This window comes from Rhodopseudomonas palustris BisB18 (assembly GCF_000013745.1).
GTDB classification, from domain to species: Bacteria; Pseudomonadota; Alphaproteobacteria; order Rhizobiales; family Xanthobacteraceae; genus Rhodopseudomonas_A; species Rhodopseudomonas_A palustris_F.
Map to the genome: position 1 here is coordinate 3,131,315 of NC_007925.1, position 24,293 is coordinate 3,155,607.

The 24,293-nt window shown below is 65.2% G+C and carries 20 protein-coding genes and 1 tRNA gene; 6 read left to right on the forward strand and 15 right to left on the reverse strand.

The genetic code is table 11. The features are described 5' to 3' along the window. Positions 1–146: 146 nt before the first annotated feature. The 3 genes from RPC_RS26240 to RPC_RS14420 form a co-directional block, all read right to left on the reverse strand. Positions 147–1,343: a hypothetical protein gene (locus RPC_RS26240; protein ID WP_011473323.1), complete on the reverse strand. Its 1,197-nt coding sequence runs from the start codon at positions 1,341–1,343 to the stop codon at positions 147–149. 4 nt (positions 1,344–1,347) lie between these two features. Further along, on the reverse strand, positions 1,348–1,947 hold the full coding sequence (locus RPC_RS14415; protein ID WP_157043210.1) for a hypothetical protein: 600 nt from the start codon (positions 1,945–1,947) through the stop codon (positions 1,348–1,350). Between the two features lie 85 nt (positions 1,948–2,032). Next, positions 2,033–2,626, reverse strand: coding sequence for a hypothetical protein (locus tag RPC_RS14420; RefSeq protein ID WP_011473325.1), 594 nt, complete (start codon positions 2,624–2,626; stop codon positions 2,033–2,035). A gap of 216 nt (positions 2,627–2,842) precedes the next feature. On the opposite strand from RPC_RS14420, the gene aat reads away from it, so the two are divergent. After that, positions 2,843–3,535, forward strand: a complete 693-nt coding sequence (aat, locus tag RPC_RS14425) for a leucyl/phenylalanyl-tRNA--protein transferase (RefSeq protein WP_011473319.1) — start codon at positions 2,843–2,845, stop codon at positions 3,533–3,535. A 194-nt stretch (positions 3,536–3,729) separates the two neighbouring features. On the opposite strand, the gene RPC_RS14430 is transcribed toward aat, so the two are convergent. Further along, positions 3,730–4,659: a DUF2155 domain-containing protein gene (locus RPC_RS14430; protein ID WP_011473326.1), complete on the reverse strand. Its 930-nt coding sequence runs from the start codon at positions 4,657–4,659 to the stop codon at positions 3,730–3,732. A 217-nt stretch (positions 4,660–4,876) separates the two neighbouring features. Here RPC_RS14430 and RPC_RS14435 point away from each other — a divergent pair, with 217 nt between their 5' ends. Continuing rightward, complete coding sequence (locus RPC_RS14435; RefSeq protein ID WP_011473327.1) at positions 4,877–5,527, forward strand: hypothetical protein; 651 nt, start codon at positions 4,877–4,879, stop codon at positions 5,525–5,527. A 229-nt stretch (positions 5,528–5,756) separates the two neighbouring features. Here the strand turns inward: RPC_RS14435 and RPC_RS14440 are convergent, their stop codons facing one another. Both RPC_RS14440 and RPC_RS14445 read right to left on the reverse strand, forming a co-directional pair. Next, on the reverse strand, positions 5,757–8,213 hold the full coding sequence (locus RPC_RS14440; RefSeq protein ID WP_011473328.1) for a PAS domain-containing sensor histidine kinase: 2,457 nt from the start codon (positions 8,211–8,213) through the stop codon (positions 5,757–5,759). A gap of 103 nt (positions 8,214–8,316) precedes the next feature. Beyond that, positions 8,317–9,285, reverse strand: coding sequence for a GlxA family transcriptional regulator (locus RPC_RS14445; RefSeq protein ID WP_011473329.1), 969 nt, complete (start codon positions 9,283–9,285; stop codon positions 8,317–8,319). A gap of 101 nt (positions 9,286–9,386) precedes the next feature. Here RPC_RS14445 and RPC_RS14450 point away from each other — a divergent pair, with 101 nt between their 5' ends. Then, entirely contained in the window at positions 9,387–10,088 is a 702-nt protein-coding gene (locus RPC_RS14450) for a DJ-1/PfpI family protein (protein WP_011473330.1), read from the forward strand. Here the strand turns inward: RPC_RS14450 and RPC_RS14455 are convergent. Then, positions 10,079–10,489, reverse strand: a complete 411-nt coding sequence (locus RPC_RS14455) for an NADH:ubiquinone oxidoreductase subunit NDUFA12 (RefSeq protein ID WP_011473331.1) — start codon at positions 10,487–10,489, stop codon at positions 10,079–10,081. The two genes, RPC_RS14450 and RPC_RS14455, sit on opposite strands and share 10 nt — an antisense overlap. Before the next feature lie 224 nt (positions 10,490–10,713). Between RPC_RS14455 and RPC_RS14460 the strand changes: the two genes are divergently transcribed. Both RPC_RS14460 and RPC_RS14465 read left to right on the forward strand, forming a co-directional pair. Next, positions 10,714–11,304: a BA14K family protein gene (locus tag RPC_RS14460; RefSeq protein ID WP_011473332.1), complete on the forward strand. Its 591-nt coding sequence runs from the start codon at positions 10,714–10,716 to the stop codon at positions 11,302–11,304. Positions 11,305–11,554: 250 nt separating this feature from the next. Further along, positions 11,555–13,798, forward strand: coding sequence for a lytic transglycosylase domain-containing protein (locus tag RPC_RS14465; protein WP_011473333.1), 2,244 nt, complete (start codon positions 11,555–11,557; stop codon positions 13,796–13,798). Between the two features lie 252 nt (positions 13,799–14,050). Here RPC_RS14465 and RPC_RS14470 read toward each other — a convergent pair whose 3' ends face one another. Then, on the reverse strand, positions 14,051–15,571 hold the full coding sequence (locus tag RPC_RS14470) for a porin (RefSeq protein ID WP_011473334.1): 1,521 nt from the start codon (positions 15,569–15,571) through the stop codon (positions 14,051–14,053). Between the two features lie 650 nt (positions 15,572–16,221). Here RPC_RS14470 and RPC_RS14475 point away from each other — a divergent pair. Then, positions 16,222–16,315: transfer RNA gene (locus tag RPC_RS14475), tRNA-Ser, on the forward strand. Between the two features lie 125 nt (positions 16,316–16,440). Here the strand turns inward: RPC_RS14475 and RPC_RS14480 are convergent. The 7 genes from RPC_RS14480 to RPC_RS14510 form a co-directional block, all read right to left on the reverse strand. Continuing rightward, complete coding sequence (locus RPC_RS14480) at positions 16,441–16,899, reverse strand: threonine/serine exporter family protein (protein WP_041802867.1); 459 nt, start codon at positions 16,897–16,899, stop codon at positions 16,441–16,443. A gap of 23 nt (positions 16,900–16,922) precedes the next feature. After that, a complete protein-coding gene (locus RPC_RS14485; RefSeq protein ID WP_415914710.1) occupies positions 16,923–17,678 on the reverse strand; it encodes a threonine/serine exporter family protein in 756 nt (251 codons plus the stop codon). Positions 17,679–17,913: 235 nt separating this feature from the next. Beyond that, positions 17,914–18,615 carry an HAD-IA family hydrolase gene (locus RPC_RS14490; protein WP_011473337.1) on the reverse strand — a complete coding sequence of 234 codons (702 nt, stop codon included), beginning with the start codon at positions 18,613–18,615 and terminating at the stop codon, positions 17,914–17,916. 92 nt (positions 18,616–18,707) lie between these two features. Continuing rightward, complete coding sequence (locus tag RPC_RS14495) at positions 18,708–20,093, reverse strand: ribulose-bisphosphate carboxylase (protein WP_011473338.1); 1,386 nt, start codon at positions 20,091–20,093, stop codon at positions 18,708–18,710. Between the two features lie 75 nt (positions 20,094–20,168). Further along, positions 20,169–21,254 (reverse strand): class II fructose-bisphosphate aldolase, encoded by a 1,086-nt coding sequence (gene fba / locus RPC_RS14500; RefSeq protein ID WP_011473339.1) that lies wholly within the window; start codon positions 21,252–21,254, stop codon positions 20,169–20,171. Positions 21,255–21,291: 37 nt separating this feature from the next. Further along, entirely contained in the window at positions 21,292–23,259 is a 1,968-nt protein-coding gene (gene tkt, locus RPC_RS14505) for a transketolase (protein ID WP_415914843.1), read from the reverse strand. 139 nt (positions 23,260–23,398) lie between these two features. Then, entirely contained in the window at positions 23,399–24,274 is an 876-nt protein-coding gene (locus RPC_RS14510; RefSeq protein WP_011473341.1) for a phosphoribulokinase, read from the reverse strand. Positions 24,275–24,293: the final 19 nt, after the last annotated feature.

Consider the following 24,293-nt stretch of genomic DNA (forward strand, 5'->3'; position numbering starts at 1 on the left):
TGCGAGCGACATGCCCAGCCCTTCGTCCCGCGAGATCGAATGAAGTTCGACACCCAACTCGTTGACGCGCGGTTCCCGGGAAACTGACGCGCAACCGAGCAACGGCAGCAATGCGGCCGCGAAGGCCAGTGCTCGTTTTGGGAGAGTTACGGCCACCGCTTCACCGCGTATTGCGCTTTCACGAGAAGCGCCTCCAATTCACTTGATGAATTCGGCGTGCTTTGAAAGCTCGTCACCTCGAGATTCCGCTTCGGATCGAACAGCACGACGCGATTGTCCAGTGCCGATCTTTGCAGTCGCACCTGGCATTGCTGGCGAATTGCAGCCGTTTCTTCGGCTGTCGGCGACGTTCCGTCAGGATCAGGGCTCGTCTCCGCGCGTAACCGCTCCGCAATTCGTCCCGAACTTTCACGCCCCTCTTTGGCGCGATCCTCAAGCACTGATCGTCTCGTTCGCTCGATTACGGTTTCAACGCAGGCGTCCAAACGGGCAGAGCTGTCATCGAGAATAACGACAAGATTAGCGCGCTGAAGCTCGGAAATTCTGGAGAAAAGGCCTTTTCGTAATCGCTTTCCAAATGGCCCGACGTCGATATAGAGGGCAAGCTTGCCATCTTGTCGAGGAGGATAATCAGCGAAGTACGCTCTATCGGCGGTGCGTTTTAGCGAATCAAACGGAGCAGTGAAGGTCTTCAGCGACCAGCTGAGACCAGCGATCTCCGGTCGTGCATAAAGGTCAAGAACGCGAATGCCGCCTTCCGCAGTCTCGCCCAGAAACTGAACCAGGAGGATACCATCAAGCGGATCAGCTAGGGCTTTCAGATCCTTTCGTCCGGGTCTCGCGACCAACGGGTCAACGAAAGTGGAAAACACCCGCTCTCTGATGCTCATTACATCATTCAACGGTCCCGACTTCGCTTCGGTTTCTTCGAGCGTACGCAATGTCGACAGCAGATTGCTAAGATCTTGCAATGCGTCGGGATGGGGCGGGCTTCCCTCATTGACGAGCCGCCCGAAGGACGACTTGGCAATTTGATCGAGTGCTTGCGCAATCGTCTGACGGACATTCAACCCGGGAAACAGAGTTGACTCAGCCAAGAGTCCGTACGTACTCGCTAACTCTTTTAGCCTATCTTCGTAATAAGATCTGTCAGAACTGGAGAGGCGAACAGACTTGCTGAACGCCGCATCGAGCTCGCGAAAGTCAGAGGCAATCGCAGAAAGTGGAGTATTCACCACCAAAAACGCTGCGAATAACGTGATACGCAAGACAATGCGACGGCCAGTCACATACCAGAATGATAGACGGATCGATCGATATCGGCCTTGAAACATCATGATCACGACATCAGAAGCCTTTGAAATCCGGCATAGCTTTGGTAAATCCTGACATGCCCGGGAGCTTGTTAATTCCGTCTAATAATTGCTTCTCAGCTTCTTTCGCTTTCAGCGCGGCCTCGGACTTATCGTAGCTCTTCCCTGTGAAGCTGGAGATATTCTTCACATGCTGCACGTCTCGCCGAATGTACTCCAATGATTTCTCGTACTCCGAAATCAATGTGTCAGACTGATCGAGAACACCCTGGCATTCCCGAATGATCGCTGAAAAGCGCGCCACTTGGTTGGGATACGTTTTTTGGAATTCCTTCAATTCTTCTCTATATTCGCCACAACTTTTTTGGGCATGCGTTGCGGCCGCTTCGAACGCCTGGAACTGTTTTCGCATAACCTCCCAAAGGGCGACGACCGCATTGAAATCCGCGATGTCGTTCCGGTAGCTTTCTATCGCGGCCCTCAACTCGGTCATCGTCCTTTCGACAGCTCGGAGTTTGCTGGTCTTATCTTGAAACGGGGATGCCACGGCGGACGTGTCGGCATTAGCTGCAGCACCCGAGCCCGATTGCGCATCGTCAATCTCAACGATGCTCCAGACGACGATGCTGGTCATCAGTATTCTGGCCGTTCGAAACCTGCACGTCATGTCAATGGCAATCCCAATTCTTCGAATTTGAAATCGGCTGCCTGTCAACTAACTAATGGGAACACTCCGCCGACAGCGCGCTGCTCTGTTCCTTTAACTTCAGAACCTCGGCTTGAAGCATTGCTTCTTGGTTTGAGCAGAATGCCCGCGCTTGCGCCCCGTTCGCTGCACCGCCGCGGCAAGCTGCCGACGCGCGCGTTTGGAGCTCCTCCGCGTCCTTGATCCGAGCTTGCAGATCAGCCGTTTGCGTTGATACAGTCTTGCAATCGATTGGACGTGCACCGTCCTTCCGTTGGGCGAAAAACAACTCGATATCGAACAATCGTTCGCGGATTTCTTTTAGCATCCGCCTGACTTCGGCTTCGCGCGTTCCGCGCTCGGCATCTTGTTGCTCGCGCTCCCGTTGCTGTTGCTCGATTGCCTTGAATACATCTTCGCGGGATCGATCTCCGAGGTGGTCCTTTGCAAGCGGAAGCCTGTCCTTGGCATCTTCGGCAAAGGCCGCCCCGAGACTCATGCAAAAAAACAACATCCCAAGAAGAGCAGATACTAAAGATAGAGGATTGTTGCCGCGGCCCAGCGAAAAAGACTGGGACCTGACCTGAAATGCTGCGTCGAGTCCGTATCGCCTCACGACAAATGCCATCGTTCCAAATTGTTAGGGATTGCGGTTGAAGCAAAATAACAACAACTACTCGCGCCAAAGCTAACGACTAGTATCGTTTCACAACCCAGGATGGTTGAAAAGTGGAATCTTCTGTTCTCCAGCCGTTTGCGACGAACGTACTATTAAAATGAAAGCTGGTTGCGACCGACTAGCTTCTCCCCATGCCGTCGGCGCTTTGGTCTGCTAAGATGGCGCATGACCGGCCGCGACTCCGCATCATCCGACATCACGCCCGAAGTGCTGCTGCGCGCTTATGCCTGCGGCATCTTTCCGATGGCCGAAAGCGTCGACGATCCGACGCTGTTCTGGGTCGAACCGGAGCGGCGCGGCATCATCCCGCTCGACGGCTTCAAGGTGGCGTCGCGGCTGGCGCGCACGGTGCGCTCGGATGTGTTTACCGTCAGCGTCGATCGGGCTTTCAAACAGGTGATCGACGGCTGCGCGGCGCCGCAGCCCGGCCGCGAAGATACCTGGATCAACCGGCGGATCCGCGAGCTCTATATCGGGCTGTATCAGCTCGGACACTGCCATAGCGTCGAAGTCTGGCAGAACGACGATCTGGTCGGCGGGCTGTACGGGGTCAATCTCGGCCGCGCGTTCTTCGGCGAAAGCATGTTCCACCGCGCCCGCGACGCCTCCAAGGTGGCGCTGGTGCATCTGGTGGCGCGGCTGATCGAAGGCGGCTTCGTGCTGCTCGACACCCAGTTCGTCACCGAGCATCTGCGCACGTTCGGCGCCACCGAGGTGCCGCGGCGACGCTACCGGGCGATGCTGGATGTCGCCATCACCGGCGCGGCGGATTTCGCCCGGCTGCCGACCGAACAGCCGATCGCCGGCACCCGGGCGCTGGCGATCATCTCCGGGCGCGAGGGCTTGGGGCGCGGATGAGGTTAGATTTCCCCAACGCTCAAACTCGCTCGGCGTCATCCTGAGGAGCCCGGCAAAGCGCAGCGGAGCCGGGCGTCTCGAAGGATGGGCTGCGCACTTGGGGCGGCGCGACGCTTCGGAGCCGCATCCTTCGAGGCCCTCGCTGCGCTCGGGCACCTCAGGATGACGACTCAGAGTGCGATCGACCTTTGCGCCTACTGCCGGTACGGCGGCAGCGGGTTGTAGGGAAACACCTGCGGCGGCGGCAGCGGACGCGGCTGTCTCGGCGCGGCGCGTTTCTGCGCCGGCTGGGCCGCCACCGGCTTGGCGTCGGGCTGTGCCGCCACCACGGTGGTCTCCGGGCCTTTGCAGTCGGTCAGCCAGATATCGTAGATCGGGTGCTCGACGCCGTGCAGCCCCGGGCTCGCCGCGAACATCCAGCCGGAAAAGATCCGTTTCACCTCGCCCTGCAGCGTGATCTCGTCGACTTCGACGAAGGCGTCGGTGTTGGCGGCTTCGGTCGCCGGGCGGGTGTAGCAGGCGTCGGTCTTCACCCGCAGCGCGCCGAACTGCACCGTTTCGCCGATGTCGGCGTCGAAATTGATGATCCGCCCGGTGATCTTGTCGAGCCCGGAGAAGCTCGCCTTCTTGTTGACGATCTTCTGCGCCGGCGGCTCGGTGACCACCTCGTCGCCGGGCTGCAGCGTCGCCGGCGACGGCGGCGCGGTCTTGGGCGCAGGACGCTGTCCCGGCGCTTGCCCCGGCAACGGATTGGCGGCCGGAGGGGCCGCGGCAACACCCGGAGACGGCTGCGCAGGCGGCACCGCGGCGCTGGCCGGCGGGTTTTGCGGGATCACGGTGGTGCCGGGCGGCGGCGGCAGCGGCTGCGACTGCACCGGTCCGGGCGGCGGCGCGCCCTGCCCCGGCAGCGGCCGGTTCGGGGTCGGCAACAGCCGGCCCTGCTGCGGCAGGTCGGGCACCTCTTCCTCGTCGTCGTAGGGTCCGCCGCGCGGCACACTTCCGGGCGGCCGCGGCGGCGGATCGGAAAAGATGTTGCCGATCTGCGCCTGCGCCGGCGGCGCCACCGCGATCAACGGGGCGACCAACAACGCTGCAAGACCAGCCATGCCAAAGGTTCGAAACATATCGCGCGGCTCTAATCGACGAATCGGGCTCGCGACATTGTACAGCCAGGCACATACAGCCAGGCACGTGTACGAATGGGCCGCTCGCGGGACTTTCGGTTAACACGGCGAATACGGCGGGGAAAGGGCGGGACGAGCGCATTCCAGCGGAGGCCGCGACGCGGCGGAACAGAACATGGCGATCGACGTTGGCATGGGTCCTTGTCGAGGCCTCGCCATGCCCGCGTTGTTTGCTTACCTGGTCGCGCTGGCCCTGCTGATCGGCGGCGGCGCCAGCGGTCTGTACCTGCTGAGCCATCCGACGCCCGAGGTCAGCACCGCGCAGTCCCGGCCCGGCAAGAGCCCGTCGAACAAAAGCCCGTCGAAGAAGTCCGGCGAGTCGCGCACGGCGCAGGCCGTCCGTTCGGGCCCGAGCCCGTCCGACGACCTCGCAGCAAGCGCCGCGGCGTCGTCGGATGTGACCAAGCCGACCGCCACCGCCCCGCCTAACGCGGTGCCGCAGAGCGCCCCCGCTGCCGACGCCGTGGTGCCCTCCGCAGCCGCCATTACGGTCGCCCCCGCGATGGCCGAACGGCACCCCTCGGAGGCTGCGATGGCCGCCGCGGTGCCGCCGGAGCCAGCGGCCGAATCCGCTGCGGCGTCAGCCGCGATGCCGCCGCCAGCGCAGAACGCGGCGACCGGCGTCAAGCCGGCGAAGACCGCGGTGTCGCGCCGCAAGGCGCGGCAAGCCCGCAACGCGAACCGGCCGGTGCTGATGACGTTGCGCGTCATCGAATATGCCGACGGCCGCCGTGAGGAGCAGCTGATCCCGCTGAACCGCTCGCGCCGCGTCTACAGCCGGTCGGATTGGAACGATCCGTACGATTAGAGCATTTTCGGTTAGGATTGATGCGGTTCAAGAGTCCCGGGCCGTCATTCCGGGGCACGAGCAGCTTCGCTGCGAGTGAACCCGGAATCCATAACCACCGCAGGGAGTATGGATTCCGGACTTGCTCGTTCTTCGAACTCGCAATCCGGAATGACGACGACGTTGTGGTTGGATGATTCAATCCAAACCGTAAAGTCTCTAGACGACAGCGGGCGCTTGAAACGCTCGCTCACCTGTCCAACACCTCGCGGAGCTTTTCCGCGAGTTGATCGATGGTGAACGGCTTGCTGATCAATTGAACGCCGGGATCGACCACGCCATTATGCACCACCGCGTTGCGGGTGTAGCCGGTGGTGTACAGCACCTTCAAATCAGGCCGTCGACGGCAAGCCTCGTCGGCGAGTTGGCGGCCGTTGACGTCCGGCATGATGATGTCGGTGAACAACAGCGCAATGTCCGGGTGGGCATCGAGCAGCGCCAGCGCCGTCGCCGCGCCCTCGGCTTCGCACACCCGGTAACCGAGCGTGCCCAGCGCTTCGATGCTGAATTGCCGCATCGCCGGCTCGTCCTCGACCACCAGGATCAATTCGCCGAAGCTGCCGGCGGGATCCGCGGTGCTGGCGAGGCGCGGTACGAATTCGTCGATCGCGTTGAACATCCGCGGCAGGTAGATCTTGACCGTGGTGCCCTCGCCCGGCTCGGAATAGATCTTCACATGGCCGCTGGACTGCTTGATGAAGCCGTAGACCTGACTGAGGCCGAGCCCGGTTCCCTTGCCGACTTCCTTGGTGGTGAAGAACGGATCGAACGCCCGGGCGATCACCTCCGGCGCCATGCCGGTGCCGGTATCGGTCATCGCGATCATCACGTACTGACCTGCGCAGACGCCGAAATTCGCCTGCGCATAGGCGTCGTCGAGATGCGCGTTTTGGGTCTCGATGGTCAGCCGGCCGCCGCCGTCCATGGCGTCGCGGGCGTTGACCGCCAGATTGAGCAGCGCGCTGGCGAGCTGGTTGGGGTCGGCGTGCACCCGCCAGAGCCCGCCGGCCAGCACGGTTTCCAGCCGCACATTGCCGCCGATCGAATGCCGCAAAATCTCCGAGGTCTCGGCGACCAGCCGGTTGGCATCGAGGATCTCCGGTTTCAACGGCTGTCGCCGGGAGAACGCCAGCAGCCGCTGGGTCAGGGCTGCGGATCGCTTGGCGCCGTCCATCGCGGCGTCGATATAGCGGCGGACGGCGGCGCTGGGGTCGCCGATCTTGCGATCGAGCAGCTCCAGTGAGCCGATAACAACGGCCAGCATATTGTTGAAATCGTGAGCGATGCCCCCGGTCAACTGGCCGATGGCTTCCATTTTTTGGGATTGCCGAAGCTGGTCTTCGGCAACCAGCAGCGCGGCCGCCTGGGTCTTCTCCGCGGTGATATCGCGGCCATAGGCGTAGACGAATCGGCCTTCCAGCTTGGTGTTCCAAGAGACCCAGACCACCTCGCCGGTGTTGCTGAGCTGACGGATCTCGAACGCCGTCAGATCGATCGCCTGGGTGGCGGTCTCCAGTCCGCCGGTCGCCAATGCCAGGTCGTCGGGATGGATGAAGTGGCGAAAGCTGCGGCCGACCACCTCGTCCGGGGCGTAGCCGAGGATTCGCGTCCAGGACGGGCTGACCGATTGGAAGATGCCGTCGGCGTCCACCACCACCAGCAGATCGCGCGAATTGATCCAGATGCGGTCGGCGCGGCGGATCTCGGATTTCAGCGCTTCCACGTTGGCGAGGGCGCCGGAAATCTGCCCGGCCAACAGCTGGGCGAAGCCGACGATGTCCGGATCGTGCGGCCGATACGGATTGAGACCGAGCACCAAGGCCCCGAACGACTCGCCGGAGCCATGCGCGATCGGCAGCACCAGCGCGTCGCCGGGCGGCCGGTCCCAGGCGCCGCACGGCAGCGCCAATCCCAGCGGAGCCAGCGGCACCCGCCTGGCGCTGGCGCCGCCTTCGAAGCCGTGCAGCGGCCAGTCGACCGTCAGCAGCGCCCCCGCGTCGAGGCTGCACGGTTGTCCGCTCCAGCCTCCGGCGTGGTCGCGCAGATAGACCAGACCGAACGGAAAATCCTTGCGGTCGAGCAGCACCGCCGCCCGAATTTCGTTGATCACGCCTTCGGCGGTGCGGGTGTTGAGCAGGCCGTCGGCCAGCGCCCGCAGCGTATTCAGCCGGCGCTCGCTGATCACCCGCTCGGTTTCTTCGCTGACCACGCACATCAGCCCTTCGGTGACGCCGGTGTCGCCGCGCAGCGGGCTGTAGGAGAAGGTGTGATAGGTTTCTTCCGGGTAGCCGTTGCGCTCGAGCAGCAACAGCAGCGCCTTGTCCCAGGTCGCGACGTTGTCGACCATCACCGATCGTACGCGGTCCTTGACCGCCTCGAACACCTCGCGCCAGACCTCGCGCATCGGCCGGCCGAGCGCCGCCGGATGTTTGCTGCCGAGCGTCGGCACATAGGCGTCGTTGTAGAAGAACGCCAAGTCCGGTCCCCAGCCGAGCCACATCTCGAACCGCGACGTCAGCATCATCCGCAGCGGGATCTTCAGCCCCTGCGGCCATGTCTCCGGCGGGCCGAGCGGCGTTGCGGACCAGTCATGGCTCCGCATCAACCGGCTGAGTTCACCGTCGCCGGGGAAAATCTCGTCGAGCATCTGCGGTGACGTCAAACGGCGCTTCCGTTCATATCGGCTTTGGTCAGCGGTTTCGGCCGTCATAGCAGAGCGTCGCGGCGCCAGCCAGCCGCCGGCGCGGCGTTCATGTCGCAAGCTCGGCGCGCCGCGCATCGCCGGTGCCGCGCGCTGCCCGCCGCAACGCCTGCGGCGGCTGGCCGAAGGCGCGGACGAAGGCGCGCCGCATTCGCTCAGGATCGCCGAAGCCGGTGCCGCGCGCGACCTGCTCGATCGCCTCATGGGACTCCTGCACCCGGCTTCTGGCGACTTCGATCCGCAACCGCTCCACCGCCTTGGCGGGCGTCGATCCGGTTGCGGCGATGAAGGCCCGCGAAAAATGCCGCGCGCTCATCCCGGCGCGCTGCGCCAACAGCTCGACGGTGAGCGTCTGGTCGAGATGTTCGCGCACCCAACCGAGCAGCGCAGCGAACCGACCGTCCGGCGCCTGCAATTCCAGCAGCGAAGAGAACTGCGACTGGCCGCCGGCGCGGCGGTGATACACTACGAGCTGGCGCGCGGTGTCCTGCGCGACTTTGTCGCCGAACTGTTCGGCAATGATCGCCAACGCCAGATCGATCCCGGCGCTGATGCCGGCCGAACTCCAGATCTCGCCGTCGCGCACGAAAATCCGATCCGGCTGCAGTCTGACCTTGGGATAGCGGCGCAGGAAATCCTGAGTGCGGCCCCAATGCGTGGTGGCGCGGCGTCCGTCGAGCAATCCGGCTTCCGCCAACAGGTAGCTCGCAGAACACACGCTGGCGATCCGACAGCCGCGCCGCGCCGCGGCGCGCACGAACGCCTGCGTCCGCGGGCACAAGGCTGCGACGCCGACCCCCTCGCCGCCGGCGATGATCAGCGTCCGCATCGCGGAGGCGGCGCGCAGCCCGCGCGCCAGCATCTCGACGCCCGACGAACTCCGCACCGGGCCGGGTTCCGTCGCCAACAGCTTGATGCGGGCGGGCGCCTGGGCCAACCGGCCCGCGATCTCGAACGCCGCGATCGGCCCGGCGGCGTCGAGCAGTTGAAACCGCGGATAGATCAGGATCCCGATCATTGCGTGCCGCCGTCCGATGTCCGAAAATGAGGGAATTACGCCATTTCGGACATCAGCCGATCATGCCACGCTCGCCGGGTCAAGCGCCAAGGAGCCGGCCAATGCCTGTCCAGATCGGTCTGTTGCTGTTCCCTCACCTGACCCAGCTCGACCTCACCGGTCCGCTGCAGGTGTTTTCGCGCATCCCCGGCGCCACGGTGCATCTCGTCGCCAAGCGGATCGCGCCGGTGCCGAGCGACACCGTGCTGAGCCTGCTGCCGACCATCGCCTTCGTCGATTGCCCGCAGCTCGACGTGATCTGCGTGCCGGGCGGCACCGGGACCGACGCGTTGCTCGGCGACGACGAGACGCTGGCATTTTTGCGCAGCCAGTCCGCTGGCGCGCGCTTCGTCACCTCGGTGTGTACCGGATCGCTGGTGCTGGGCGCGGCCGGGCTGCTGCGCGGCTACCGCGCCACCACGCACTGGTCGGCGATGCCGCATCTGGCGGCGTTCGGCGCAATCCCCACCGCCTCACGGGTTTGCATCGATCGCGATCGCATCAGCGGCGGCGGGGGCACCGCCGGAATCGACTTCGCGCTGACGCTGACCGAGATGCTGACCGATCGGACCACCGCACAGGCAATTCAGTTGATGCTGGAATACGACCCGGCGCCGCCGTTCGACGCCGGCTCGCCCGCCTCCGCTCCGCCCGCGGTGCTGGCGCTGCTCGAGGACAGAATGGCCGCCGCGCGGCAGCGGCGAAGCGACGCAGTCAGCCGCGCCGCGGCGCGACTGATTGCCGGCGCCTCAACTCAGTTCTGAGGAGTCCAGGGCTGGTAATCGCCGGTGGCCTTGGGACGGCGGCCACTCGCCAGCGTCGAGCCGGACGGCCGATAGGCACCGGGGGTCCCGGTGAGATTGGGCTGATGAGGCTTCTGCCATTCGCGCGGCGTGTAGGTTTCGGCCGTCGGCGGCACGTCCACGGTGTGATGTAACCAGCCGTGCCAATCCGCCGGCACCGAACTTGGCTCGGCGTAGCCGTTATAAAGCACCCAGCGTCGCTCGAAGCCCAGCGCCGGGTCGATCACGCCGCCTTTGGTGCGGAAATAGCGGTTGCCGAACTCATCGCTTCCCACCACTTCGCCGAACCGCCAGGTCCACAGCTGGGTGCCCAACGTGTAGCCTGTCCACCACGTGAAAAATCGGAGCAGAAACAATTTCATAGCGAGCTTCCGTGTGACCAACCGACATCCTGATGCCACCGGTTGGCAGCAATGTCCAGTGTGCGCCGCGGCCGGCCAAAGCGCAAACCCCGTGGCTTCCCGCGCGCGCTATTCATTCCGCGTACATTTCCGCAGGTCCACATTGCGCGATGGGTGAAAAGCGCAACGTTTGGGAACGTCCGCGCCTGACGACGGTTGAACGATCCCATGATTAGGAGCCGACGATGATCAGTTTGAAGGTTTTGAGTTCTGCCGCATTTGCAGCCCTGCTGGCGATCTCTCTGCCGGTGGCAGGCGCGACCGATGGTTATGCACAAGGCTTTGGCGGCCCCGGCGGCGGCGCTGCGAGCGGGGGTGGTGGCGCCCGTGGGGGCGGCGGCGGCGGACCGGCATTCGGTGGTGGCGGCGGCGGCGGCCCGCGCATGGGGGGCGGTGGCGGCGGTGGACCGCGGTTTGGCGGCGGCGGTGGCGGCCCGCGGTTTAGCGGTGGCGGTGGCGGCCCGCGATTTGGCGGCGGCGGTCCGCGCTTTGGCGGTGGCGGTCCGCGCTTTGGTGGTGGCGGTTATCATGGCGGGCACCGCTATCGCGGCGGCGGCTTCTATCCGGGCTTTGCCACCGGAGCGTTTATCGGCGGCGCGCTGGCCTCGCCCTATTATTACGGCGACCCCTATTACTACGATGACGGACCGACCGTCGAGGTGATCCCCGATGTCGGCGGTGACAGCGTGGCCTATTGCAAGCGGCGCTATCGTTCCTACGATCCGGCGTCGGGAACCTATCTGGGCTATGACGGGTTGCGGCACCCCTGCCCCTAGTTGACGCGGGATATCTGATTTAGCAAAGAGCGGCGTAGCACTTACGCCGCTCTTTTTGTTCGTCGCTTGAACTAGCTCGGCCGTCGTTTGAGCCCGTCACGTCGGCTCGACTGCGCCATCGCTGCGGCGAGCTGACGCGTGCAGCCGCTCTCGCCGCCGAAAAACCATCGGTTCAACAATTTGGGCGTATTCTGATTCGATAACACACCGGCGAATCAACACACGGCGAAATGTTTCAGGACCGCTCCGATTGCATGATCATGCCTCACGAACCGCCGGGCTGCCGGCCACCTCGTCGCTGACGCTGCGAAGTTCCAGCGTCGCGCTGGCGTTGGTGATTGGGCTTGGCGCCTCGCTCGATGCCTTCGCGGCATCGCAGGTTCCGCTGCCCAAGCCGCGGCCGCTGGCCCGCGGCGTGGTGCCGAAAACGACTCCCGCCACGGCGGCGCCAGCGCCGATCCGCGGCTCGCTATCGGTTGCGGCCTCGCCGGCGCGGGCGCTGGAACCCGCAACCCGGAAGCACGCCGCGCTGCCGGCCAAACCGGAGCGCAAACCCACGGCACCGGCGGCGATGGCCGCGACCTCGTCGACGCCGCAGGCCGACGTCGAAGCGGTCGAGACCGTGATCGAGCTGATCCGCAACCACAAACCCGCCGACGCCACTCAGGTGGCGGCGGGCATTTCGGATTCGGTGGCACGCAAGCTCGCCGAATGGCTGATCCTGCGCAGCGACGACAACGGCGCCGCGGTCGAGCGCTACCGCGCCTTCCTCGCCGCCAATCCGAGCTGGCCGTCGCAGACCTTCCTGCGCCGGCGCGCCGAGGCAGCGTTGTGGGACGACCATCGCGACGATGGCGTCGTGCTCAGCTATTTTCAGAACGAAACGCCGTTGTCGGCGAAGGGCCGGCTGTCGCTGGCGCGCGCTTTGTTGGCGCGCGGCGATCGCCGCGAAGCCGAGCGCCTGGTCCGCGAGTCCTGGCGCGGCGACCAGATGACCGAAGCGCTGGAGACCATGGCGCTCGAAATGTTCGCGCCGCTGCTGACCCCCGGCGATCACAAGGCGCGGATGGACGTCTTGCTTTACGAACGCGACAGCGCCGCCGGATTGCGCGCCGCCAAGCGGCTCGGCACCGCGCAGCTGGCGCTCGCCAAAGCCCGAATCGCACTGGCGCGCAAGGCGCCGAACAGCAAGGCGCTGCTCGAAGAGGTGCCGAGAGAACTACACGGCGACCCCGGCTATATCCTGGCCAAGATCCAGCTGCTGCGCCGCGAGGACAAGTTCACCGAGGCCGCGCATCTGATGCTGAATGCGCCGCGCGATCCGGCCCGACTCTACGACCTCGACGAATGGTGGATCGAGCGACGACTGTTGTCGCGCAAGATGCTCGACGTCGGCGAGCACCGCTCCGCCTATCTGATCGCGCGCGACGCCGCGCTGCCGTCGCGCGACATCTACAAGACCGAGCAGGAATTCACCGCCGGCTGGATCGCGCTGCGGTTCCTCAAGGACCCGGCCACCGCCGCGCAGCACTTCGCCCGGATCGGCGTCGGCAGCGTCAACCCGACGGCGCTGGCGCGGGCCGGCTATTGGCAGGGCCGCGCCGCCGAGGCCGCCGGCCGCAGCCAGGAGGCGCGCAACGCCTATGCGGCGGCCGCCGAGCAATCCACCAGCTATTACGGCCAATTGGCGCGCGCCAAATTGGGGCTGCCGCAGATCGAGCTGAACGCCGCGCCGGCCAGTCGAACCCGCGGCGTCGAACGGCTGGAGGTCGTTCGCGCGGTGGCCCTGCTCTACGCGCTCGACGAGCGCGACATCGCGATTCCAATCTTCGGCGACATCGGCGAGAACGGCGATCCCGACGCGCTGGTCGGCCTCGCCGAACTCGCCTCGCGCAACGGCGACGCCCGCGGCATGTTGCTGCTCGGCAAGGCCGCGCTGAACCGCGGCCTGCCGTTCGAGCACTACGCCTACCCGGTCAACGGCATTCCGCCGTTCAAATCGATCGGCCCCGACGTCGACCGCGCCGTGGTCTATGCGATCGCCCGGCAGGAAAGCGCGTTCAATCCCGCGGTGGTGTCACCGGCCAACGCCTACGGCCTGATGCAGGTGACGCCGGGCGCCGCCAAATATGTCTGCAAGAGATATGGCGCGAGCTTCGATCTCGCCCGGCTGAAAAACGACTCGGCGTACAACGCCACGCTCGGCGCCGCCGAGCTCGGCAGCCTGATCGACGACTATCGCGGCTCCTACATCATGACTTTTGCCGGCTACAATGCCGGGCGTGGCAGCGTGCGGAAATGGATCGAGCGCTACGGCGATCCGCGCGATCCGCAGGTCGACGCGGTCGACTGGGTCGAGCAGATCCCGTTCGCCGAGACCCGCAACTACGTGCAGCGGATCATGGAAAACCTCCAGGTCTATCGCGCCCGCTTCGGCGGCGGCACGAAGCTGCAGATCGAAGCCGACCTGCATCGCGGCGCCAGCGTCGAATAACTATCGCGCGCCAATGGCGCCTGCTGCGTCCGGGCCGAGGCCGCAAGCGACGGGCGCCGCAACCCTTGCCGTTCTTTCGATCGACGTCGTTGCATTGCATCGCCAACCAGCCCGGCCGCGCAGCCGATCGAGCTCGCGCCCGCTCCGCGCACGACACACCACCTCAGCGCAGATACGACAGACAACGCAAGCAACGAAAATCCCCCGGCGGTGTCCCGCCGGGGGAAGATCGATCAGCTCGTCCGAAGACGATCAGAAGTTACGCTGAATGCGCAGGTTGCCGGTCCAGGTGTCCTGGTCCTTCAACTCGTAGCTCCGAGCCGGCTTGGTTCCGACAGCAGGAAGGGCAACGACACCGGAAAAGTTCTGGTCGAGATTGGTGTACAGAACTTCGCCGGACAGCGTCAGGTTCCTGACCGGGGTCCAGCGGGTGACGAGACCCACCTGCGCGATGTTGAAGTCGGGGTTGCAGCTATAGCCGGAGCCCGCGACCGGAGTGTAACCTGTGATATTCAACAGACCGAAGCCAGTGCCACCGCAGATCAGAGCGGTCGCGGTGCCGTTGTAGTTGATCGCGGTGTACGAACCGAACAGCGAGGACGACCAGTACGGGCTCCAGTTGTGGTTGAACGCGCCACGAAGCGCCCAGCCCGTCGTGGTCTGGATGCCGGTGCCGTTGGCCGACGAGGTGCCGGCGAACACGCCGTCCGACGACGCCGCGAAGGCTAAGCTCTGATAGGCGCCGGGAGCTCCGGTGCCGCCGAACATTGCGAAGCTGTTGCCCGTCACGCCGCCGATCAAATAGCGGCTGGCCCCATCCGCATAGCCGGCGCTCACGTTGATGCTGTCGCCGGGACCGGTCGGAATGTTCTTGATCGACAGGGCGGCCTGCACGGCGTAGCCCCACTTGTCGCCGGGGTGACCGGTGGTTTCATCACCCGGATTGTAGTAACTGGCGCGAATCTGGTGCGCCGCCGCCGAGAGTTGGAACAACCCCCAGGCCTGGTCGACACGCAATTGACCGACGATGTCGGGAATCTGAGTGCCGGCGTAGGAGTTTGCCCCGTAGAACGTGGCGGCTCCGGCCACACCACCGGCGAATCCGGTCGTACCGGACGCCGCAAAAGAGGTGTTATACAGCGCCGACTGCAAATAGGCGTAGGGATCTTCCAACGAGATCGCGGCCGACACGCCATTGCCGAACTGCGCGGTGTAGGAGATCTGGTTGATGCCGGTGACGTCGTCGTAGCCGCCGAGCAGGTAGGACGTGTTGTTGCCGGGATAGCCCGACCACGGCGCGTCGAACTGCGACACCGCCTTACCGAAGGTGAAGCCGGCGAACTGGACGAAGGCGTAGTACACGCCGAGCGAGCCACCGGCGATCGTATCGGTGCCGGTCGTCCACTGGAAGATCGCATCGAAGTAGGTGCGGACCACGCCGTATTCGGTCGCGGTGCGGGTGTCGATGTTGATGTCCTGGCGGGAGCGGAAGATGAAGTCGTTCTTCAGACGATTCTGCTGACCCGAATTGCCGTTCCAGGCGGGCGCGTCGAAGCCGGCTGAACCGTTGAGCGTGAGGTCGGCGCGCAGATAGCCGCCGAGCTTGATGCAGGTGTCAGTGCCGGGGATGTAATAGAAACCTGCGCCGTACAGCGAGCAGACCTTCACGTATTCGACCGCTTTGGCCTTCAACGGAAGATCGGCGGCCTGGGCTCCACTAATCGCGACCAGGGCCGCCGCTGAGCCGAGAATAAGGCTCTTAACCATCTTCATGTAAACCTCCAAGTTGCTTTTTTGGGGAAGGTTCCTGATCCGCTGGTGCGACAAGCACCCGAAGGTTGGTTCCTGATCCCATGACACACCGCCCAGCCGTTCGCGTCTTCGGACACACCCGCTCAACGCGAGGGACTAAAGCGAACCACCTAACGGGGCGACCTCGGGATGCCCCCCTCCGTCGCAGCTACGACAATTACTCAACACTGCCCTGCGCGCAACAATGCAACCGCTGGGAACAGGACAACTCGCATCATTTTTGACTCTGTGTTGCACAAATAACACGCAGATCGCTTCCTAACTAATCACTAAGTGACTGTTTCATTTCGGTTATTGGTTGCGTCCAGGCCTCGGACGGACCGCCTGTGCTTCGCAGGTGACGCGCCAGACCGTCGCATCAGCGTCCGATTGCGGCGAATCGGTCACATCGGCCGGTTGCAGAGGTGTTTTTTTCGGCGCCGTTCTGCGCGTCATGACGACGGAAACTGAGCGGCGGATCGCGGACCAAGCGTTTTTCGCAATGTCGGCGCCGCGCAGACCGCGAATTTCGGCCGAAAATGCCGTGCGCGGGCGCACCAGTTCGCGAATGAGTCAAAATGCGCAATTGGCCGCTTGCGGCCCGCCACCGCGTCAGGCATATCGGGCCGCACGGAGATGTGGCCGAGTGGCTGAAGGCGGCGGTTTGCTAAACCGTTATAGGGTTGTAAAGCCCTATCGAGGGTTCGAATCCCTCCGTCTCCGCCATTGCTGGATTCGCCGATCGATCCGTCGATCATCGTCGGCGTCCCGCGTGATGCGCCTCCCCCACCTCAGCAATCGCCGCACGCAGCACCACGCTGCCGCCTGGCGCAGAGCCACGGCGGCGGATTTCAGAACTCCCGACTGCGCAACAGATAGGCCGGGATGGTCAGGCCGGCGCCGATGGCGCCGACCGTCGAGATCACCCGGACAAAGGCCTGCACCGAGGTGACGATGGTCGGCACGGTGTGGTCGGAGGCGACCCCGGTCACCGACATGAAGCCGAGCAAGGCCTGTCCGAAGAACGCGCCCGGCACCATCGGGATGCAGCCGGCCAGCGCGATGGCGTGGCAGGCGACGCCGAGCCAGCGCCGCGACTGAATCGCCGCGCAGGAGGTGACCGCCGCGGCGACGAAGCTCGCGGCCTCGAGGCTGATCCCGGTCTGCTGGCCCAAGGTGCGTACCGCGAGCGCCAGCGCGCCGGCGACCGCGCACCAGACCAGCGCCCGGCCGCCGAAATTGAACAGCACGCCGAAGCCGGCGGCGGCGATCGCCCCGAACAAAGCCTGGTGCCCGAGATAGGGCAGCATCGCGACGGCGGCGGCGGCATCGATCACGGGTGGATCCTCAGCAGGAATTCGGCGATCCACAGCCCGGTCACCGCGAACACCATGATCATGATCACCCACACCGCGCGTGCGCTGCCCATCGTCGGATAGCCGTCCATGATGTCGGTCTGGGCGTTGGTCGACGGCACGCCGGGCACCAGCAGCAGGATCGACGCCATCATCGCCAGTTCGATGGTGGCGCTGCCGGCGAGCCGGGCGCCGAGCCCGCCGAGCGTCGCGGCGACGCAGCCGACGATCGCGGCGATGACGAAGACATTGAGGCGGCGGCCGATCAGCAGATGGCGCAGCCCCTGGCCGATCCCCGCCGCGGCGAGCATCGGCAGGAACGCCGGCCAGTCGGCGCCGAGCAGCCGGCCGAACGCCGCACACGCCGCCCCGGTCGCCACTGCGACCAACCAGGGCGGATGCCGCGGTGTCTCGCGCTGCAGCCTTGCCAGTTCGCTCTCGATCTCCTCCGGCGTCATGCCGCCGGCCGAGGCCCGGACCGCCAATTGGCGCACCGCGAAGTCCAGCCGGTGGTTAACGCCGTGCGGACCGACCTGGATCATCCGGGTGATGGTGTTGCGACCGGTACCCACCGTGATCTCGAACGAGGCATAGCCGGTGCGCGTGCCCAGCACTTCGACGCCCAGCCCCGCCGCGATCATCCGCGCGCCCTCATCCGTGATCCGCACCGACGCCCCGTTCTGGCTGAGGATGCGGCCGACCTCGAGCGCCACATGGGCGATGCGTTCCAGCATGCGGTGGCGGACCGGGACGGGATCATGCTCTGGGGTGTTGGGCGGAGACATCATCGGCGGCGGCGCGCAGCGTTACTTCACGGCCGCGCAGTGCAGCGCATGACGCTCGGCGACGGCAGCATCGCCACGCGGCCTATCGGGCAAACGACCTGTGGTTCGCTCATAATGATTCGCGTCCTCAATTTGCGGCAAGCTTACGCGATTTTTCAACGGTATTCTGGCCCGTATTCGCAGCTCAGACCCGCGCGCGGTCGAGCTCCGCGAGCAGCGCCAGATCCAGGTCGCGGCAGTCCGGCAGCACAACGGCCGCGCCGGACAGGTCGTCGTCGCTGGTGTAGAGGCTGCGCACCGCGATCACCCGCAAGCCCGCGGCGCCGGCGGAGGCCACGCCGTTGCGGGAATCCTCGATCGCCACGCAGGCCTCCGCTGGCAGGCCGAGCTTTGCCAGCGCCAGCCGATAGACGTCCGGCGCCGGCTTCTTGCGCGGCACCATGTCGCCGGCGGCGATCACCGGAAACAGCTGTTCCCAGCGCGCGCCGAACGCGCTGGCGAGCAGTGCGGCGATGTTCGGCAGGCTGGTGGTGGTGGCGATCGCCAGCGTCAGACCGGCTTCCGCCGCAGCCTCGACGAAAGCTTTGACGCCGGGGCGCAGCGGGATCGCGCCGGCGCTCACCGCTTCCGTATAGATCGCGGTCTTGGCAGCGTGCAGCCGCGGCGCCAGCGCCTGCGCCTCGGCTTGCGGCAGCGGCGCCCGTGAGGCGATGAAATGCAGAATCCGTTCCTTGCCGCCGGTGACCTGCAACAATTCGCGATACAACGCTTCGTCCCAGCGCCACGGCAGCCCGGCCTGTTCGAACGCGGTGTTGAACGCCAGCCGGTGCTGCTCCTCGGTCTCGGCGAGCGTGCCGTCGACGTCGAAAATGATCGCGGAAATCATCGGCCGAACCTCACGACGAGAGAGCTACGACACGACGATGGCCGCGCATCGCTGCGCGGCCATCGCCGAACCGTCCAAGATCGAACGCGTGATCAGGCGGCGGCGAGCCCGAGCTGGCCGCGCCAGTTCGGATAAAGCGCGTCGGCGTCGTGCGGGAAGCTCTCGAAGGCGCGGGCGAATTCGCGATGCTCCTTGGCGAAAGCCACCGGATCGGCGCCCTCCTTCCAGCACTGCTCGGCCTGCCGCAGCGACTTCGCACCGGCGGCACCGCCGTCGATATGGCCGAAGGCGCCGCCGCCCGCGGTCATGATCAGGTTGGAATGGCCGAGGTTCTTGAAGAAGCCCGGCATCCGCAGCGCGTTCATGCCGCCGGAGATGATCGGCGTGGTCGGGTTCATGCCGAGCCATTCCTGGTGGAAATACGGCCCGTCGGCGCTGTCCTCGGTGATCATATAGGCCATTGCGCGGTCGGCGGCTTCGCCTTCCATCTTGCCGAAGCCCATGGTGCCGGTGTGGATGCCGGAGGCGCCCTGCAGCCGCGCCATCTTCGACAGTACGAAGGCGGTGTAGCCGCGTTTGGCCTGCGGCGAGGTCACCGCACCATGGCCGGCGCGGTGGTAGTGCAGATACTGCTTCGGGAATCTGCGCCGCGCGGTGGTGACCGCGGCGGGGCCGGCGACGTAGCCGTCGACCAGGAACGCGATGTGGTCGGCGTTGTCGGCGAAGGTCTCCAGAATGTATTCGCCGCGCGCGACCATCTCGTGATGATCGTCGGCGGTGATGTTGAACGAGAACAGTTTTGGCTGCCCGGTCTTGTCCTGAGCCCGCCGCATCGCGTCATTGACCAGGCGCACGGTTTCCTTGAACGGCGCGAACACCTGGTTGCCCTGCGGCTCGTCGTTCTTGATGAAGTCGCCGCCGAGCCAGAAATCGTAGCAGGCATTGGCGAACGGCTGCGGCCGCAGCCCGAGCTTCGGCTTGATGATGGTGCCGACGATGAAGCCGCCGTCGACCACCGGGCGGCCGAGCACGCGCCACAGATCCTTGATCGTGGTCGACGGGCCGTCGAACAGCTTGAGATAGGCCGGCGGCACGTAGAAGTCGTACATCTTGGCGTATTCGACGTCGCCCATGCCCTGGTTGTTGCCGATCGTCAGCGTCAGGAACGAAGCGATCATGGCGCGGCCGTCGATGATGTTGCGGTCGAACAGATCGATCGGATAGGCGATCTTCATCAGCTGCTTGGCTTCGTCGATCTCATAGACCAGCGCATCGACGCCGCGGGTGAAATCGTCGGTGGTGGAGACCTCGACGTTAGTGCCGGTGGAGGATTCCGCGGCGAAATGCGCCGCGGTCTGCAGGAAGTTTCCGAACCCGGCCTTCGGCTTCATGATGTAGGCGCACAGCACGTGCCGTCCGCCCGCGATCAGGTCCTTCTCGGTCAGGTTGAGGTTGGCGTAACGGTTCGACTGATCCATCATCGTCTCCTAAGGTCGGGGGGACCGGCGCGCCGCAGCGCGCCGGACGGAATGACTTGCTGGTGATGCGGGGTGTTACTCGGCGGCGCGGGCGACCGAGCCGATCTGCGGGTCGAGCGCGCCCGACTTGTAGCGCTTGGCCATGTCCGAGATCGGAATCACCTTGATCTTGCCGGCGTTGCCGGCGGTGCCGAACTGCTCGAAGCGCAGCTTGCAGACGTCGCGCATCGCATCCATCGCAGGCTTCAGGAACTTGCGCGGGTCGAACTCGGCCTTGTTCTGGGTGGCGATCTTGCGGAACACGCCGGTCATCGCCAACCGGCAGTCGGTATCGATGTTGACCTTGCGAACGCCGTGCTTGATGCCGCGCACGATCTCTTCCACCGGCACGCCGAAGGTCTGCGGCATCGCGCCGCCATATTCGTTGAAGATGTCCTGCAGATCCTGCGGCACCGACGAGGAGCCGTGCATAACGAGATGGGTGTTGGGCAGCCGGCGGTGAATTTCCTCGACCACCTTCATGGCCAGCACGTCGCCGTCGGGCTTGCGGGAGAACTTGTAGGCGCCGTGCGAGGTGCCCATCGCGATCGCCAACGCGTCGACCTTGGTGGCGCGGACGAAATCGACCGCCTGATCGGGGTCGGTCAACAGCTGGTCGCGGCTGACCTTGCCCTCGACGCCGTGTCCGTCTTCCTGCTCGCCGCCGCCGTGCTCCAGCGAGCCGAGCACGCCGAGTTCGCCTTCCACCGAGGCGCCGACCCAATGCGCGAAATCGGTGACGCGGCGGGTGATGGCGACGTTGTAGTCATAGTCCGCGGCGGTCTTGGCGTCCGCCTTCAACGAGCCGTCCATCATCACCGAGGTGAAGCCGTAGCGGATCGCGGTGGCGCAGGTGGCTTCGTCGTTGCCGTGGTCCTGATGCATGCACAGCGGGATGTCGGGATACATTTCCGCCAGCCCGTCGATCAGCTTCGCCAGCACGATGTCGTTGGCGTAGGCCCGCGCACCGCGCGAGGCCTGGATGATCACCGGAGCGTCGACCGCAGCGGCCGCCTCCATGATCGCCAGCCCCTGCTCCATGTTGTTGATGTTGAAAGCCGGCACGCCGTAGCCATGCTCGGCCGCGTGATCCAGTAACTGCCTTAAAGTGATACGCGCCATAATGCCTCCTGGCTGTCCTGTGGACGCTGGTTCGATTTCAATGTTTCGCGCGCGCGATTGCGCGCTGCGCCGCCTTCGCCACCGCATCCGCGGTGATGCCGAACTCGCGGTATAGCACGCTGGCCGGCGCCGAGGCGCCGAACCCGGTCATGCCGACGAATTCACCCTTCTCGCCGATCCAGCGATACCAATCCGCTGCGATCGCCGCCTCCACGCCGACTCGCGGCGCGGTTCCGAGGATGGCGTCGCGGTAGGCCTCCGGCTGTTCCGCAAACAGCTCGAAGCACGGCGCAGAAACCACCGCGGCTTTGACCCCGGCTTCACCGAGCAGCTTGGCGGCGTCGGTGGCGATCGCGACTTCGGAGCCGGTGGCGATCAAGGTGATGTCGCGCTTGTCGCCGGGATCGACCACGAGGTAAGCGCCGCGCGCCACCTGGTTGGTTTCGCTGAGGCCCGAACGCGCGGTCGGCAGCGCCTGGCGCGACAGCGCCAGCAGCGAGGGCCGGTGCGCCTGTTTCAACGCGCAGTCCCAGGCTTCCGCGGTCTCCACCGCGTCGGCCGGACGGAACACCAACAGGTTGGGGATCGCGCGCAACGACGCGACCTGTTCCACCGGCTGGTGGGTCGGGCCGTCTTCGCCGAGCCCAATCGAGTCATGGGTCATGACGTGGATGACGCGGACGCCCATCAGGGCGCCGAGCCGGATCGCGCCGCGGCTATAGTCGGCGAACGACAGGAAGGTGCCGCCGAACGGGATGAAGCCGCCATGCAGCGCGATGCCGTTCATCGCCGCCGCCATGCCGTGCTCGCGGATGCCGTAGTGGATGTAGCTGCCGGCATAGTTATCGGGCGTCACCGACGCGGTGCCCTTGGCGTGGGTCAGGTTGGAATGCGTCAAATCCGCAGAACCGCCGAGGATGTTCGGCGACGCCGCCACGATGGTGTCGATGGTGAGCTGCGAGGCCTGCCGGGTCGCGATGTTCGGCCGCTCGGTGGAGAACTTCTGCACCAGGGCCTTGAGCGCGCCGTCGTATTCGGCGGACAATTTGCCCTGCAGCGCGTCGTCGAAGGCGGTGCGCAGGCCGGCGTCGCAGGCGGCGAAGCGCTCGCTCCAGGCGGTGTGCGCCGCCTCGCCGCGCTTGCCGATCTCGCGCCACGCCTTCAGGATCGGCTCGGGGATCTCGAACGGCGCGTACGGCCATTGCAGCGCGGCGCGGGTCTTTTCGATTTCTTCGGCGCCGAGCGGCGCGCCGTGGGCCTTTTCCGAGCCGGCGCGGCCGGGCGAGCCGAAGCCGATCACGGTGCGGCAGGCGATCAGCGTCGGCCGGTCGCTTTGCTTGGCCTGCTCGATCGCAGCCGCAACGGCTTCCGGATCATGCCCGTCGACGCGGCTGGCGGCCCAGCCCGAGGCGGCAAACCGCGCCACCTGATCGTCCGAGCACGACAGCGAGGTGGCGCCGTCGATCGAGATCTGGTTGTCGTCGAACAGCACGATCAGCTTGTTGAGCTTGAGATGTCCGGCGAGCGAGATCGCCTCATGGCTAATGCCCTCCATCAGGCAGCCGTCGCCGGCGATCACGTAAGTATAGTGATCGACCACGTCGTCGCCGAACCGGGCGTTGCTCATCCGCTCGGCGAGCGCCATGCCGACCGCGGTGGCGAGGCCCTGCCCCAGCGGCCCGGTGGTGGTCTCGACGCCCTTGGTGTGGCCGTATTCCGGATGCCCCGGGGTCTTCGATCCCCACTGCCGGAACGCCTTGATTTGGTCCAGCGTGACGTCCTCGTTGCCGGTCAGATACAGCAGCGCGTAGAGCAGCATCGAGCCGTGGCCGGCCGACAGCACGAAGCGGTCGCGGTCCGGCCAGGCCGGAGCGGCGGCGTCGAACTTCAGAAAGCGCGAGAACAGCACCGTTGCGACATCGGCCATGCCCATCGGCATGCCGGGGTGTCCCGACTTGGCCTTTTCGACCGCGTCGATCGCCAGAAAACGGATCGCATTGGCCATCTCGCGGTGCGGGACGGTTTGGTGGATCGGCGTGGCATGCGTCGCAATATTCAAGAAAGCCTCCGGAATGGGGTTGGCTACGGATGGGTGCGGACGCGCGGGCGTCCGCAGGCTGGATGACGTGACGTCGACCTGACGTCTATTTGGCGCCGCGCTTGCGTTCGATCAGCTGCATGATCAACGGCGTCAGGATCAGCTGCATCGCGAGGTCGAGCTTGGAGCCGTGGATCACGATCGAATTGGCGCGCGACATGAAGCTGCCCTGGATCATCGACAGCAGATAGGCGAAGTCGATGCCGCGCGGGCTTTTGAAGCGGATCACCACCATGGATTCGTCGGGCGTGGGAATCCAGCGCGCGATGAACGGGTTCGAGGTGTCGACGGTGGGCACGCGCTGGAAGTTGATGTCGGTCTCGCCGAATTGCGGCACGATGTAGTGCACGTAGTCGGGCATCCGGCGCAGGATGGTGTCGGTGACCGCCTCGGTGGAATAGCCGCGGTCGCTGCGGTCGCGGTGCAGCTTCTGGATCCATTCCAGATTGATCACCGGGACGACGCCGATCTTGAGGTCGGCGTGCTGGGCGACGTTGACCTTCTCGGTCATCACCGCGCCGTGCAGGCCTTCGTAGAACAGCAGGTCGGAGCCCTCGGGCAGCGTCTGCCAGTCGGTGAAATTGCCCGGCTCGACGCCGTGGATCGCGGCTTCCTTGTCGTCGTGGACGTAGTAGCGGGTCTTGCCGGTGCCGGTGGTGCTGTAGTCGCGGAACGTGGTCTCCAGTTCCTCGAACAGGTTGGTCTCGGGGCTGAAGTGGCTGAAATGCTTGTTGCCGAGCGCGGCCTCCTCGGCCATCCGGGTGCGCATGTCGACCCGGTTGTAGCGATGGAAGGCGTCGCCCTCGATATAGGCGGCGTTGACGTTCTCGCGGCGGAAGATCTGTTCGAAGGTACGCTTGACTGACGTCGTGCCGGCGCCGGAGGAGCCGGTGATGGAGATGATCGGATGCTTACGTGACATGTGTTTGTTTTATACTCCG

Coding starts and splice junctions, on each gene's coding strand:
- RPC_RS14485 (WP_415914710.1), bottom strand. CDS start 17,678: ATGCTGGAACGCATCGCCCATGTGGCGCTCGAGGTCGGCCGCATCCTC.
- RPC_RS14495 (WP_011473338.1), bottom strand. CDS start 20,093: ATGGATCAGTCGAACCGTTACGCCAACCTCAACCTGACCGAGAAGGAC.
- RPC_RS14440 (WP_011473328.1), bottom strand. CDS start 8,213: ATGCTCGACGAGATTTTCCCCGGCGACGGTGAACTCAGCCGGTTGATG.
- RPC_RS14435 (WP_011473327.1), top strand. CDS start 4,877: ATGCCCGCGTTGTTTGCTTACCTGGTCGCGCTGGCCCTGCTGATCGGC.
- RPC_RS14415 (WP_157043210.1), bottom strand. CDS start 1,947: ATGACCAGCATCGTCGTCTGGAGCATCGTTGAGATTGACGATGCGCAA.
- RPC_RS14470 (WP_011473334.1), bottom strand. CDS start 15,571: ATGAAGATGGTTAAGAGCCTTATTCTCGGCTCAGCGGCGGCCCTGGTC.
- RPC_RS14445 (WP_011473329.1), bottom strand. CDS start 9,285: ATGATCGGGATCCTGATCTATCCGCGGTTTCAACTGCTCGACGCCGCC.
- RPC_RS14480 (WP_041802867.1), bottom strand. CDS start 16,899: ATGCTGCCCTATCTCGGGCACCAGGCTTTGTTCGGGGCGATCGCCGCC.
- RPC_RS14490 (WP_011473337.1), bottom strand. CDS start 18,615: ATGATTTCCGCGATCATTTTCGACGTCGACGGCACGCTCGCCGAGACC.
- fba (WP_011473339.1), bottom strand. CDS start 21,254: ATGGCGCGTATCACTTTAAGGCAGTTACTGGATCACGCGGCCGAGCAT.
- aat (WP_011473319.1), top strand. CDS start 2,843: ATGACCGGCCGCGACTCCGCATCATCCGACATCACGCCCGAAGTGCTG.
- RPC_RS14460 (WP_011473332.1), top strand. CDS start 10,714: ATGATCAGTTTGAAGGTTTTGAGTTCTGCCGCATTTGCAGCCCTGCTG.
- RPC_RS14450 (WP_011473330.1), top strand. CDS start 9,387: ATGCCTGTCCAGATCGGTCTGTTGCTGTTCCCTCACCTGACCCAGCTC.
- tkt (WP_415914843.1), bottom strand. CDS start 23,259: ATGGCCAATGCGATCCGTTTTCTGGCGATCGACGCGGTCGAAAAGGCC.
- RPC_RS14420 (WP_011473325.1), bottom strand. CDS start 2,626: ATGGCATTTGTCGTGAGGCGATACGGACTCGACGCAGCATTTCAGGTC.
- RPC_RS14455 (WP_011473331.1), bottom strand. CDS start 10,489: ATGAAATTGTTTCTGCTCCGATTTTTCACGTGGTGGACAGGCTACACG.
- RPC_RS14510 (WP_011473341.1), bottom strand. CDS start 24,274: ATGTCACGTAAGCATCCGATCATCTCCATCACCGGCTCCTCCGGCGCC.
- RPC_RS14430 (WP_011473326.1), bottom strand. CDS start 4,659: ATGTTTCGAACCTTTGGCATGGCTGGTCTTGCAGCGTTGTTGGTCGCC.